The sequence below is a fragment of the Streptosporangium sp. NPDC049644 genome (genome assembly GCF_040675205.1).
Classification (GTDB): domain Bacteria; phylum Actinomycetota; class Actinomycetes; order Streptosporangiales; family Streptosporangiaceae; genus Streptosporangium; species Streptosporangium fukuiense.
The window spans coordinates 73,594-87,292 of record NZ_JBFAOJ010000021.1 but is presented as its reverse complement, the minus strand read 5'-3'; the positions used below and the strand labels follow the sequence as shown (position 1 = coordinate 87,292).

The following is a 13,699-nucleotide window of genomic DNA, read 5'->3' as shown; positions in this document are numbered from 1 at the left end:
TCGAATACCCACAGCGCTCCATGTGGTCCGGAGGTGCCGGTGAGCGATCAGCCCACGATCGAGGCCGTCCTGGCCGGCGACCAGGCGGCCTGGGACGCGCTGGTCACCCGCTTCACCGGCGCGCTGTGGTCGGCGGTGCGCGCCTACGACCTGAACCCGGCGGACGCCGCCGACGCGGTGCAGGGCACGTGGCTACGGCTGCTCGAAAGCCTGCACACCATCCGCGACCCGGACCGGATCGGCCCCTGGCTGTTCACCACGGCCAAGCGCGAGGCGTCCCTGCTCCGCCGGCGGCACCGGGGCGAGCGGCTGGTCGCCGACCCGGTGGACGCGGAACGCGTGTGCCTGGACACCGAGCCGGCCGACGCCGGGCACGTCCACGCCGATCCGGCGCTGACCGTGCTGACCGCCGACGAGAGCCGTCGCCTGTGGCAGGCCGTCGACCGGATGCCCGAGCCGTGCCGCTCGCTGTTCCGGCTGATGGCCACGGCCCCCGACGCGGGCGTCCGCCAGCTGGCCGGGCGTCTGGGCATGCCCAGCGGCAGTTACGGCCCCACCCGGGGGCGCTGCCTGAACCGACTACGCACCATGCTCACCGCTCGGGAGGCGACATCGTGACGCGGCATCCGACGACGATCGACGACGAGTCCCTGATAGCCGCGCTGCGCCTGGCCTCCGGGAACGACCCGGTGCCGGCCCAGGTGATGGCCGCCGCCCGCGCGGTCTTCGGTCTGCGGCTGCCCGGCGCCGACACGGCCCGCCCCGTGGTCACCTCCGCGCCACAGGGCGTCCGGTCCACCGAGGAGCCCCGGCTGCTGAGGTTCGTCGCCGCCGGGCTCACGGTGGAGTTGGAGGTCACCTCCCTGGACGGTCTGGTCGATCTGGCGGGCCAGATCTCCCCTTGTCCCGGGGCGGGCACGCTGGTCGAGATCCGCACGCCACACCTCACCGAGTCGCGCCCCCTGTCCCCGACGGGCCAGTTCGCCGTCACCGGCCTGCCGCCGGGCTGGTTCAGCGTGGTGTGCCACCGGCCGGAGAGCCTCCCGGTGGTCACCAGCTGGACCCGGATCCGCCCGTAGTTGGCCTTCGACGAGGCGCTCGCCGCCGCCGAGCGCGCGGTCGACCTCTCGGGCGGCGACCCGGCCCGAGCCCTCGCTCTCGCCCGTACCGTGCTCGCCTCGCTCCCCGCGTCCTGCCGGGGAAAGACCGGTCAGACGGGTGATCCGGACGGTGGCGGCGCGGTGCCGGAACGGGCCTCGGGCTGCCGGCACTGCGAGGCGGAGGCGGTGGCGCACCGGGCGCTGGCGGTGGCGGCGCGTGAGCTCGGTGACCTGCCGTTCGCCGAGGAGCGGCTGCACCGGGCGGTGGAGATCTCGCTGCGGGCCGGGCTGCCGCACCGGGCGGCCCAGGCGCGCCTGTCGCTGGTCCACATCCGCACCGAGCTGGGGCACCCGGAGCAGGCGCTGGCCATCGCCGCGGACGCCGAATCCGGCCTGACCCCGGCCGAACTGGGCAAGCTCGGCGTGCATCGCGCGATGGCGCTGGCGAGGCTCGGCCGCTACCGCGAGGCCGTCGAGCACTGCGACCGGGCCATGACCGTCCTCGGCGACGACGTCAGGTTCGTGGCCGGGGCGATGCTGAACCGCGGGCTCGCCCGGGTGTTCCTCGGGGAGTTCGAGGCGGCGGAGGCCGATCTGGGCCGGTGCGCGGAGCTGGCGAGGGACGCGGGCCTCGCGCACGTGCTCGCGCTCGCCGAGGGCAACCTGCCGTTCCTGGCCGCGCGGCGCGGCGACCTGCCCGCCGCCTTCACCGCCTACCGGCGTGTCCAGGACATCCTGCTCGACTACCCGGAGCGGCTGGCGACGGTCCGTTGCGACCTGGCCGAGGCACTGATCGCCGCCCATCTGCCCGGCGAGGCCCGGGTGCTGCTGGACATGGCGGTTCCCGAGCTGGCGGCGGCGGGCGCCGGAGTGGCCTTGGCCGAGGCCCGCCTGCTGCTCGCCAGGGTCGAGCTGCGCACCGGAGATCCGCGCCGTGCCCGGGAGAGCGCGGAGCTGGCCGCTCGTGAGCTGGCCGCGCAGGGGCGGACGGTCCTGACGCCGCTCGCCGAGGAGATCCTGCTGCGGGCCAGGCTCGCGCTGGACCCGTCCTCCGCCGGGCTACCGGCGACGGTGCCGGAGATGCTCTCGTGCGCCGAGGCCCTCGACTCCGCCGGACACCGGGATGCCTCCGCGGCGCTCAGGCTCAACGCCGCCGAGCTCGCGCTCCGGCTGGGTGACCGGCCGTCCGCCGAGGGGCAGTTGGCCCTTCTCGCCCGCTCGGGTCGCGGAGTGGTCGCCCGCCAGGCGACGGCACTGCGGCGGTCCCTGGCCGGCGACCGGCGGGGGGCGTTCGCGGCGGTGCTGGCGGGCCTCGCGGAGGTGGGGTCCGGAACGAAGGCGTTAGCGGACCCGGTGGTGCGCGCGCACGCCGCCAGGGAGGGTGCGCCGCTGGCCGAGTTCGGGCTGGCCCTCGCCATGCGGACCGGGCGAGGCCGCACGGTCCTGGCGTGGGCCGAGCGGTGGCGGGCGGTCACCGGGGGTGCGGGCCGGCCGCTCGCGCCCGGCCTGGCCGCGCTGCGGTCGGCGCTCGGCGAGTCGGTCCTGGTGGAGTTCGTCCGCCACGAGGCGGAACTGGCCGCCGTCGTGGTCACCGGGGAGCGCGTGACGCTGCGCCGGCTCGGCCCGTTCGCGACCGTCGCCGAGGCCACCGTCCGCCTCCGGTACGGGCTGCGCAGGACACATCTGCTCGATGGCCGGGCTCCGGAATCCGGCGCGGAGGCCGCGGAGCTGGAACGGCTGCTCTTCCGCCCGCTGCGTGACCGGCTGGGCGACCGGCCGCTGGTGATCGTGCCGACGGGGACGCTGCACATCCTGCCCTGGCCACTGCTGCCGATGAACGCCGACCGGCCGGTGAGCGTGGTGGCCAGCGCCGCCGCCTGGCTGGCCGGCGGGCAGGTGCCGGCCGTGCGGGGCGGGCGTGTCGTCGCGGTGGCGGGGCCGGGGCTGCGGTGCTCGGAGGCCGAGGCCCGCATGGTCGGCGAGTGCCACCCGGGGACCGAGCGGGTGGCGGCTCGGCGGGCGGAGGTGATGACGGCACTGGAGCGGGCGGACGTGGCGCACCTGGCCGCGCACGGAATGTTCTCCCCGCGCAGCCCGCTGCTGTCGAGCATCGATCTCGACGACGGCCCGCTGATGGCGTACGACCTGCTCCGGCTGCGCACCCCGCCGGGCCTGGTGGTGCTGTCGGCGTGCGACGCGGGGATGGCGCACGCCCCGGCCGACGGGGCGCCGCTGGGGCTGGCGGGCACGTTCCTGTCGCTGGGGACGCGCTGCGTGGTGGCCAGCCTGGTGCCGGTGCGCGACGAGGAGACGCTGGCTCTGATGACCGCCTTCCACGGGGCGCTGGCCGCCGGTGCCCCGCCCGCACGGGCACTGGCCACCGCGAGCGGGAGGACCGGGGTGGCGGGCTTCGTCTGCTTCGGGTGCGGGGATCAGCCGGTGGCGACCGGCCCCGGGTGATCGGCCGTTCGGCCGGCGGGCCTACCTGCTGCTCACCTCCAGGAGGGGGACGTGCTGCTCGGCGGGTGTCAGCGAGCCGTGGAAACCGACGAGTCCCGCCTCGTGCGGCTGGGCGACCGAGGCGGTGATGACGCAGTCGGTGTACGGGACGGCGAGGACATCCCCGATCCTGGGCAGCCACTCGGAGCGGATTCGCGGCCCGAACCAGCCGGATTCCACCGCCTCCTCCCGGGACGTCACCCACGCCTTTCCGGCGAGAACCTCACGCCAGGTGTCGAGAACCGCCTCTGCGGCGCCGGGGTCGGTGTAGATGTGGCGGGCCCTGGCCTCCCCACCGAGCAGGGCGACGCCCTGGCGAAGCTCGGGAACGGCGTCGACGTCGACGTACTCGGTGGCGTTGACCATGCCGTGGTCGGCGGTGACGTACATCGCGGAACCGGGTGGGAGCGTGTCGGCCAGTCGCTCGGCCATCCGGTCGACCAGGGCGAGCTGGTGGAGCCAGGCCGGGGTGCCCCAGCCGCTCACGTGGCCGGTGAGGTCGAGATCGCCGTAGTAGACCGTGACGTGGGCCCGGGGCTCGGCCAGCGCGTGGCGAACCCCGGCGATCCGGTCGTCGACCTCGTCGGCTCCGATGAAGCGCACACCACGCTGGACCGCCATGTTGAAACCGGTGGCCTCGAATTTGGAGGGGCCGACGTAGCTGACGGGGATTCCGGCCGCCGCCACGCGCTCGTAGACGGTCGGGTTCGGCTGCCACTCGTTGGGCGGGACCACGGGGCCGGAGGCGGTCCAGCGCAGGCAGTTGAGCAGGTAGCCTGCGCCGGGCACGGCGAGCTGACAGCTGAGCATGCCGTGCTCGCCCGGCGGCAGGCCGGTGCCGAGCGTGGCCAGGCTGGTCGCGGTCGTGGCGGGGAAGCCCGCGGCGAGCACCCTGTCGAGCATGGCGGACATGAACGGCGCGGTCTCCGGGTGGGCGCGGAGCAGTTCGGCGCCCATTCCGTCGACGAGGAACAGCAGAACCCGCTCGGCCGGGGCGAGGCCCAGGGGGTTGTCGCCGTCCATCCCGACCGCGGCCAGCAGTGAGGAGGAGAGGTCCGCGAGAGTGGCCGTGCCGTATGCGGGGATCTGTGCCCTCACGAGGCGGCCGTGCGGGCCGTTGCCTCTGACAGCGCCTTGGCGAAGGCCAGTACGTGGGAGACGGCCTCTGGCCCGTCGGCCGCCTCGCTCACCCGCAGGGAGAGGTCGTCGGCCGTGATGGCGCCGGTGTATCCGTGGTCGGCCTCGCAGTTCTCGTCGCCGCAGGTGGCCGGCTCCAGGTCGACATGGGAGATGGCGCCCCAGCCGATGGTGAGCGTGACCTCCGTGGGCGGCACGCCCGGCACGTAGGAGGCGGGGTCGGGGACGACCCTGGTGACCGCGACCGACTGGATCCGGCTGAGCCGCACCGCCTCGGTGGTCGTGGAGGCGTGTGACGCCGACACCCCCTCCACGGGCGGGTGCTCGTCGGTGTGGCAGACGAGTAGCCGGGTGGGTGAGAGCACCAGCACCGTGACGTGCCTGCGCACCTCCATGGCCGGGTCGAAGGTGGCCTCGTGATGCACGACGTAGGCGCCCACCTGCTCCTTGCCGAGCGCGGACTCGACCGCGTCGGCGACCAGATCGGGGTAGTAGCCACTGCGGTCGATGGCGTCGCGCAGGCCGGCGGACGAGAGTCGGGTTTCCCTCATGGGTCCATCCTGCCCTGTCCGGGGCAGCGCTTTCACCGGGAGCGCGCGACCTTTGGCAGGCGATGCAAATCGTGATCCGGCCCACCAGGGCCCCTTCCCGGCCGCGAGGACGTCCGCACCGGCCCTCGTCTTTCCCCTTCGATCGGTTTGGCGTGATCCTTTCGGGGCTACCGGGAGCAGTGGCGGTGGCGCCTGCCGCCCCAAGCCGCGACGGCGGGCGGTTCACCGCGTTCGGCGCCTGTTTCGCATATCCAAGAATGTTTTTCACCGCATCGAAATTTGGAAGCGGTGGATTTCCGGTGGAATCGGGGGATGAGGAAATATGACCGACGAACGTCAAGATCCGACGCGACGAACCGGTCTCGTGCTGACCGTCACGGCGGCCGTCGTGACGGCCGTCATAGGCGCGTCGCCCGCCCTGGGAGCGAGGTTCCCCGGCGACCTGATCCTCACCACGGTCCATGACGGCCCGTTCGAGGCGGGGGGCACCGGCACGTTCTCCATAGACGTCACCGCCGACCCCGCCTCCGCCGGGATCGGGTATCCGACCGAGGTCACCTACCGCTTCCCCGCGGGCCTGACCCCGGTACGGGCCTCCGGCGCGGGCTGGAGATGCCGGATCACGGCCGACGACATCGGCTGCGAAACGCGTGAGCTGGCCTCCCCCGGCTTCCAGCTTCCCCGGATCACGGTCGGCGTGGCCGTGGCGGGGGACGCCACCGGCACGCTGACCGCCTCCGGCAGGGCGGTCCAGGCCGTGGCCGTCCCCACCGGGACCCGCCCTGCGGCCGCCACCGTCGCCAGCACGGTCCAGATCGTCCCCGCGACGCCCGCGACCTGACCGAGGCCGGGGTACGCCGTGCTCTCCTGTCGTGGACCGCGGGAGAGCACGCTAGCCGAGGCGCCGGGGGCCGCCGTCCGGACGCGGTCCCTCGTGGCTGCGGAGCACGACCCGGGCGCCCAGCACGGTCACCCCCGACTCCCCCACCAGCACCGGGTCGAGGGTGAGCCGCGCCACCTCGGGGAGATCGTCCGCCAGCCGCCCGAGCCGGATCAACAGGTCCTCCAGCGCCTCGACCGCGACCGGCGGGTAGCCGTACTCGCCGAGGAGCAGGGGGGCGGCGCGCGGCGACCTGACCAGTGCCGCCGCGTCCTCGCGGGCCAGCGGGGCCAGCCGGTACGCCTCGTCGCGCAGCAGCCGCGCGGTGATCTCGCCGAGCCCGAAGGAGACGACCGCGCCGAAGGCGGGGTCCTCCATCACACCGGCCACGGTCGGCACCGCGGGCTGCGGAGCCATCCGCTGCACCGTGAGCACGGCCTCGGGTTCGAGTTGGCGCGTCAGGTCGGCGTAGGCGTCACGTACCCCGTCGGGTCCCGACAGTCCCAGGCGCACGGTCCCGGCGCGCTTGGCCGCCTCGGATCCCGCTGCCTTCAGCACCACCGGCCAGCCGAGCCCGGTCGCGGCGTCGACCGCCTCCTGGGGCGAGGTCACCGTCTCCGACGGCCAGACCTCCACCCCGTAACAGGCGAGCAGCCGCGAGGCGTCCATCTCGGCCGGGGCGTCGCCGAGAGCGGCGAGCACGAGGCTCCGTGCCGCGCCGGTGTCCACCCCCTCGATCTCCTCGGGCACCCCCGCGGGCTGCTCCAGCCAGCGCGCGTGCCGCACGACGTGGGCGAGCGCGCGGACCGCCTCCTCCGGCGCCGTGTACGAGGGGATGGAGCCCCGCTCGGGGGTGGCGCCGACCCGGAGTTCCCCGAGCATGCCGATCTTGCCCTCGAAGGTGGCCAGCACCGGTTTGCCGCAGCCGCGAGAGACGCGCAGCAGTTCGGCGCCGACCTCTTCGGCGTTGCCCGGGATGGGCGGCATGTAGATCGCGACCACCGCGTCCACGTCCGGGAGCACCGAGGCCAGGGCCGCGCCGAACTCGGCGGCGCCCGCCCGGGCGCCCAGGTTGACCGGCGGGCGGGGCTCCAGGCCGACCCGCACGCAGGCGTCGGCCGCCAGCAGCGCCATCGCGTCGGAGTTGCTGACCAGACCGACCCTGGGGCCGGCGGGCAGCGGCTGGTAGGCCAGTAGCTGCGCCACGTCGAACTGCTGGATCAGGTCGTCCACCCTGATCACCCCCGCCTGCTCGAACAGCGCGCTGAGCGCGGTGTCCGGCAGGCCGAGCACGGGCGCGGCGTGACCGGTGGGCACCCCCTGGGTGGTGCCGCCGCTCTTGACGACCACGATCGGCTTGCGGCGCGAGATGCGCCGCGCGAGGCGGGCGAACTTGCGGGGGTTTCCCAGCGACTCCAGGTAGAGCAGGATCACGTCGGTCCGCGGATCCTCCTCCCAGTACTGGAGCAGGTCGTTGCCCGACACGTCGGCGCGGTTACCCGCGGAGACGAACGAGGAGATGCCCATGCCCCGCTGGGCCACCCGCTGCAGCAGTGCGGTGCCCAGGGCTCCGGACTGGCTGAAGAAGCCGACCCTGCCGCGCTCGGGGAGGGTGGCGGCGAGCGTGGCGTTCAGCCGTACCGATGGGTCGGTATTGGCGACGCCGAGGCAGTTGGGGCCGACGACCCGCAGGCCGTACGCGCGGGCGATGCGCACCATCTCGTCCTGCCTGGCCCGCCCCTCGGGGCCGGTCTCACCGAACCCGGAGGAGACCACGATCAGCCCGCGCACCCCCTTCTCCGCGCACTCCTTGACCACGTCGATCACCCCGTCGGCGGGTACGGCGAGAACGGCGAGGTCCACCTCCCCGTCGATGTCCGTCACACTCGGGTAGGCCCGCACCCCCGCCACGGCTCGCACCTCGCGGTGCACGGGGTAGACCGGACCGGTGAAATCGGCGCCGAGCAGGTTGCGCAGCACGGTCTGGCCGACGCCGCCCGGCTCGCGGCCCGCTCCGACGACCGCCACCGAGCCCGGCGAGAGCAGGCGCTCGATCGAACGGGACTCGGCGCGGTGCTCGCGGGAGGCGGTCACCTCCTGGGCGGTCTCGGTCGGGGTGAGGTCGAGGGTCATCCGGACCACGCCGTCGGCGAAACTGCTCTGCGCGGTGTAGCCGACCTGTTTGAGGACCGCCATCATCTTCTGGTTGGCGGGCAGCACATCGGCGACGAAGCGGGCGATCCCTCGCTCCCTGGCGGTGGCGGCCAGGTGTTCGAGGAGCACCGAGGCGACCCCCCGGCCCTGGTGGGCGTCCTCGACGAGGAAGGCGACCTCCGCCTCGCCGGGTTCGATCCGGTCATAGCGGACGACCCCCACCATCTCAGTGCCGATCGTGGCGATCAACGCCACGCGGTCCACGTAGTCGACGTTGGTGAACCAGGTGATCTCCCGATCCGACAGCCGCGGCCGGGGGCCGAAGAAGCGGAAGTAGATCGACTCGGCGGACAGCCGGCTGTAGAAGGAACGCAACCGGTCGGCGTCGGCGGGCCGAATCGGGCGTACGTGGGCGGTTCCGCCGTCCGACAGGACGACGTCCGCCTCCCAGTGAGCAGGGTACTGAGCAGCCTCCACAGCCCCGAGAGTAGACGCGAATCTCACAAGACGGACCAGCGGCACGAATTCACGCAACGCTTGTGCATCGACTATGGTCCGGTGTCTGGTCAAGACCCCACACCCTGGCCGGAAGCTGTTAAGTTTTTCGCGACTAGAGGTACGGCTAGAGGCACGTCGGCATCGAAGGCAGCAAGGTGGTGACATCATGACGCGGGTGGTCGTGGTGGGCGATCTCATGACCGACGCGGTCGCGAGAGCTCGCTACCCGTTGGCGAGGGCCAGCGACACACCGGCGGTCGTCACCATGCACGGCGGTGGTTCAGGGGCCAACATCGCCTCCTGGCTCGCCGTCGAGGGCACGGAGGTCGCCTTCATCGGGCGGCGCGGCGCCGACATCACCGGTCGTAACCGCGACATGGAGCTGATGGGCTACGGCGTCGACGCCCGCCTCGTCATGGATCCCGAGCGACCGACCGGCACCTGCGTGGTGCTCGTCACCCACAAGGGCGAGCGCACCATGCTGTCCGATCCCGGCGCGAACGCGGCCCTGTCCCCCGAGGATCTGCCCCGCGACCTGTTCTCCCAGGGCGGGCACCTGCACCTGTCCGGCTACACACTGATCAACGAGGGTTCCCGCGACGCCGGCATGGCGGCGCTGGAGATGGCTCGCCGCTCCGGGATGTCCGTCTCGGTCGACTGCTCCTCCTCCGCTCCCCTGGAGCGCACCGGCGCCGAACCCTTCCTGGAGTGGACGCAGAGCGCCAAGCTGCTGTTCGCCAACGCCGACCAGGCGAAGGTCCTCACCGGCCGCGACGATCCCGCCGCCGCCGCCAAGGTCCTCACCGCCTGGTTCCCGCAGGTGGTCGTCAAGCTCCGCGACGAGGGAGCGCTCTGGTACGGCAACAACCGCCCCGACCCGATCAAGGTTCCCGCCGGGAGCGTGGAACGCGTGGTCGACGGCACAGGCGCCGGTGACGCCTTCACCGCGGGCTTCCTGCCGGCCTGGCTCGGCGGCAAGCCCCCGGCCGAGGCCCTGGCCTCCGGCTGCCACCTGGCCTCCCGGGCCATCTCGCACCTGGGCGCCCGCCCCCGCCTCTAACCGGGTCCGCCTGGCCGACAGGCCCGATTCGGCGGTCGTCTCACCTGGCCCCAGTCCCGCGACAGGGCACGGCCGTGCGGTTCGTGATCGTCACCGGTCAGGCACGCCGGCCGGTGGCGGGAACCGGAAGAGCTGATCGCGGCGTGCACGCCGCCGCAGGACGACCGCGTGCCGGTGTCGAACAAGACCGGCGCGACCCGGTGCGGCCTCAACCTGTTTCGGCTCCGGCGGCAGGCAGGTTCCGGACAGCTCTTTCCCGGCACCGCTTGCAGGGGAAACACAATACGGGGACGGAGAGCGTCCCACTTTCGACTGAGCCGAAATCCGCCGCACGAGTGACGAGGCGGAGACGGGTTTACGGCGACCATGGGAAAAGGTGGTGAACCACTCTTCGCCAGGAGGCAGTGTGCGGGGCAGCGAAGCGGAGCACTCGGAAAGCGGGATCGAGAGGTACGGGCGACCAGGCGACGAACGGAGCGTCGAGTTCCGGGTTCTGGGCCCCTTCGAGGTCTATGCCGCCGAGGACTCCGTCAGCCTCGGCGGCCCGCGGCAGCGAGCCGTCCTGGCCCGGCTGGTGGCCGCGGCGGGTACGGTCGTCTCCACGGACACCCTGATCGAGGATCTGTATCACGGCGCGCCGCCGGTGAACGCGCTGGCCTCGATCCATGTCCACGTGTCGAACCTGCGCCGGGCGATCGAACCGGCCCGGGCCCCGCGCACCCCGCCGCGGCTGCTGGTCGCCCGGCGGCCCGGCTACATGCTCGCCACCGCGAACATCGACGCGCTGCGCTTCGGCAGGCTCGTCTCCGACGCGGAACAGCGCCCGCCCGCGGAGTCGCTCACCCTCCTGGAGGAGGCGCTGCGGTTGTGGCGCGGCCTGCCCTACGGCGAGTTCGCCGGCGAACTGTGGGCGATCGCCGAGGTGAACCGCCTGTACGAGCTGCGCCTGACCGCGGTCGAGCGCCGGGCCCGGGCGTTGCTGGATCTCGGCCGCCCGCAGGCGGTGATCCACGAGCTGGAGTCCGAGATCGGGGAACATCCGCTTCGCGAGCGGCTGTGGTGGTTGCTCGCCCTGGCCCGCTACCGCAGCGGCCGGCAGGCCGACGCGCTGGCCACGCTGCGCCGGGCGCGGAAGGTCATCGCCGAACAACTCGGCCTCGATCCGGGCCCCGAGCTGCAGGCGCTGGAGAAGGACATCCTCCAGCAGTCGCGGTCGCTCACCTTTCCGCCCGAGCCCGCCTCGCTGCCGCGTCCCCCCTGGCCTCCCGTGTCCGCCGAGGTCCCTCCGCCGGGACCGGCCCACGTGCATCTGATCGGGCGGGATCGGCAGCTCGCCACATTGACGACCCTCCCCATCCGGATGGACCGGAACGGCATGGTGACCGCCGCGATCAGCGGTGAGCCCGGCATCGGCAAGACCCGGCTGCTGCAGGCGTTCCGCGACGACTGCGCCGATCTCGGCTACCTGGTGCTGTGGGGGCGCTGCCACGAGGGCGAGGGGGTGCCGCCGCTGTGGCCGTGGCTGCAGGTGCTGCGCGCGCTGGCCGAGTCCGTCCCGCCCCCGGATCGCCAGGCGCTGGGGGGACTGCTGAGCGACGAGCGGCTCACCGGCGCACCCGGGACGGCGTCACGCCACAGCAACCAGCTCATCGCGCAGTGGCTCATCGAGGCCGCGCGGCTCCGGCCTCTGGTGATCATCCTGGACGACCTGCACTGGGCCGACTCCGCCACGCTCGAACTGCTCCGGAACGTCGTCCTGCTGTCCGGGGCGCAGGCCAGGGACGTCTCGCTGACCCTGGTCACCGCGTTCCGCGAGGCGGCGTACCGCGACCTGACGGGTCCCCCCGGCGCCTCCCCGAACGATGCCTTCAAGCTCTCGGTGGACGAGGTCCTCTACCATCTCGCCCGTTACGATCTGGTGCGCATCCGGCTGAGCGGCCTGACCACCAGCGAGGTTCGGACCCTCGCCGAGGAGCTGGGCGGCAAGGTGGACGGCCCCGCGGCCGAGAGGCTGGCCGAGCGGACCGGCGGCAACCCGTTCTTCGTCTGCGAGAGCGCCCGCCTGCTGGCCCAGGGCCAGGACCTGGACATCGTGCCGGACGCGGTGGCCGATCTGATCAGGCAACGGCTGGCCATGCTCGGGCCGCAGACCACCGAGGTGCTCGGCATCGCCGCGGTGATCGGCAGGAGCTTCGATCCTGGCCTGGTCGCGGAGGTGTGCCAGGCATCGGAGCCGGGCGCGACGCACACCTACGGTCTGCTGGACCGGGCCGCGCAGGCCGGGCTCATCGTCACCGGCGACGGGTGCATGACATTCGTCCATGATCTGGTCAGGGAGACCCTGATCCACGACGTCCCGCCGCTGCGGAAGGCGATGATCCACCGGGAGGTGATGGCCGCGCTGTCGGCCAAGCCGAGCGCCGACGTGACGACCATCGCCCACCACTCGGTGGAGGCGGGCCCGGCGGCGTACCGGGAGACGGCGCACTGGGCCCGCGCGATGGCCCGGCAGGCGAGTTCCTGCGCGGCGTACGAGGAGGCCGCCGCCTGGTGGGGCCGGGCCGTCACCGCGCACGGCGCCTGTGGCGGCGACCTCGCCGAACACGTGGAACTCCTGCTCCAGCAGGTGCGCGCCCTGCTGGAGGCGGGAGACGCGATGGGCGCCCGCCAGGTCCGCGCGCAGGCCCTGCGGGTCGCCGGCCGCGCCGGAGCGGGCCCCGAGCTGACCGCCCGCGCCCTCACCGCGCTGGACGCCCCGGCCATCTGGACGCTGCGCAACCCGTACGAGCCGGTGGAACTGCGGCTGGTGGAGCAGTTCGAGCAGACCCTGCGGCGGCTGCCCGAGACCGACAGCGCCGAGCGGACGTTGCTGCTGGGCGGCCTGGCCCAGGAACTGTACGACGGCGGCGCCGGAAACCGGCGCTGCCTCTCCCTGTCCGCCGAAGCGGTCGCGATGGCGCGCCGGATCGGTGACGCGCACCTGCTCATGCGAGCGCTCAACGCCCGGGCGCTGTCCGTGCCGCAGGCGACCCGCATCGGCGAGCTCATGGAGATCACCGACGAGCTGCACGGGCTCGCGCTGAGTACCGGCGCGCCGGGATTCGAACTGCTCGCTCACATGATGGACACCCACTACAAGCTGGAGATGTCCGACCTGGAGGGGGCGGACCGAGTCGCCGCGCGCTGCGATGTCATGTTGGACCAACTGCAACTCCCATGGCCGCGGTTCCAGCACACCATGTGGCGGGCCAACCGGCTCACCCTGGCCGGCCGGTTCGACGAGGCCGACACCCTGTACGACGACGCCGAGCACCAGGCCCAGCGGCTCGGCATGTGGTACGCGGGCGCGGTCGTGGCGAGCGGCCGCCTCATGCTGTGCTACCAGCGCGGAGCCATCGCCGACGCCGGACCGTTGATCGACCAGATCGCCGGCATCCACCCCAGCGTGGACCACGACGCCCGGGTGCTGGAACTGTGCGCCCAGGGCCGCCTGGACGAGGCTCGGGCCCTGGCCCGGAAAGGATGGCCGACCCCGCCGATGGACTGGTCGTGGCTGACCATGACCTGTCTGCAGGGCGCGGCCCAGGCCGCCGTCGGCGACCTGCCGGCATGCCAGGTGACCTGGAGGAGGCTGCTGCCCTACGCCGGGCGGATCTCGGGCGGATCCGCGGTGGCCTGCATCGGTCCCGTCGACCACTTCCTGGGCCTGCTCGCCGCCGCCCTCGGCGAGACCGTCCCGGCCCCCGGACGCCCGGCGCCGCCGTAGCCGCCACGGTGGCCATCGTCAGGGCCACGCCCGCGGACAGCGGGCCGGGTGCGG

Annotated in this window: 9 protein-coding genes; 6 read left to right on the top strand and 3 right to left on the bottom strand. The window is 73.3% G+C overall.

Annotation, left to right across the window (positions count from 1 at the left end; genetic code table 11):
* Nucleotides 1-39: 39 nt before the first annotated feature.
* Genes AB0J58_RS15105 through AB0J58_RS15095 form a run of 3 tightly spaced genes read left to right on the top strand, consistent with a single transcriptional unit; the run spans nucleotide 40 to nucleotide 3,560 of the window.
* Nucleotides 40-618, top strand: a complete 579-nt coding sequence (locus AB0J58_RS15105; protein ID WP_364215306.1) for a sigma-70 family RNA polymerase sigma factor — start codon at nucleotides 40-42, stop codon at nucleotides 616-618.
* Nucleotides 615-1,079, top strand: a complete 465-nt coding sequence (locus AB0J58_RS15100) for a hypothetical protein (protein WP_364215303.1) — start codon at nucleotides 615-617, stop codon at nucleotides 1,077-1,079. Before AB0J58_RS15105 ends, AB0J58_RS15100 begins: the two co-directional genes overlap by 4 nt.
* Nucleotides 1,080-3,560: a CHAT domain-containing tetratricopeptide repeat protein gene (locus AB0J58_RS15095; RefSeq protein WP_364215301.1), complete on the top strand. Its 2,481-nt coding sequence runs from the start codon at nucleotides 1,080-1,082 to the stop codon at nucleotides 3,558-3,560.
* Nucleotides 3,561-3,581: 21 nt separating this feature from the next.
* Here AB0J58_RS15095 and AB0J58_RS15090 read toward each other — a convergent pair whose 3' ends face one another.
* Both AB0J58_RS15090 and AB0J58_RS15085 read right to left on the bottom strand, forming a co-directional pair.
* Nucleotides 3,582-4,697: a nucleotide pyrophosphatase/phosphodiesterase family protein gene (locus tag AB0J58_RS15090; RefSeq protein ID WP_364215298.1), complete on the bottom strand. Its 1,116-nt coding sequence runs from the start codon at nucleotides 4,695-4,697 to the stop codon at nucleotides 3,582-3,584.
* Nucleotides 4,694-5,287: a DUF5998 family protein gene (locus tag AB0J58_RS15085; RefSeq protein WP_030920184.1), complete on the bottom strand. Its 594-nt coding sequence runs from the start codon at nucleotides 5,285-5,287 to the stop codon at nucleotides 4,694-4,696. Before AB0J58_RS15085 ends, AB0J58_RS15090 begins: the two co-directional genes overlap by 4 nt.
* Before the next feature lie 322 nt (nucleotides 5,288-5,609).
* Between AB0J58_RS15085 and AB0J58_RS15080 the strand changes: the two genes are divergently transcribed.
* Complete coding sequence (locus AB0J58_RS15080; RefSeq protein WP_364215296.1) at nucleotides 5,610-6,128, top strand: hypothetical protein; 519 nt, start codon at nucleotides 5,610-5,612, stop codon at nucleotides 6,126-6,128.
* A 51-nt stretch (nucleotides 6,129-6,179) separates the two neighbouring features.
* On the opposite strand, the gene AB0J58_RS15075 is transcribed toward AB0J58_RS15080, so the two are convergent.
* Complete coding sequence (locus tag AB0J58_RS15075; protein WP_364215293.1) at nucleotides 6,180-8,798, bottom strand: bifunctional GNAT family N-acetyltransferase/acetate--CoA ligase family protein; 2,619 nt, start codon at nucleotides 8,796-8,798, stop codon at nucleotides 6,180-6,182.
* Nucleotides 8,799-8,985: 187 nt separating this feature from the next.
* Between AB0J58_RS15075 and AB0J58_RS15070 the strand changes: the two genes are divergently transcribed.
* Both AB0J58_RS15070 and AB0J58_RS15065 read left to right on the top strand, forming a co-directional pair.
* On the top strand, nucleotides 8,986-9,879 hold the full coding sequence (locus tag AB0J58_RS15070; RefSeq protein WP_343982790.1) for a sugar kinase: 894 nt from the start codon (nucleotides 8,986-8,988) through the stop codon (nucleotides 9,877-9,879).
* 406 nt (nucleotides 9,880-10,285) lie between these two features.
* Entirely contained in the window at nucleotides 10,286-13,645 is a 3,360-nt protein-coding gene (locus AB0J58_RS15065; RefSeq protein WP_364215290.1) for a BTAD domain-containing putative transcriptional regulator, read from the top strand.
* The last annotated feature ends 54 nt before the right edge of the window (nucleotides 13,646-13,699 follow it).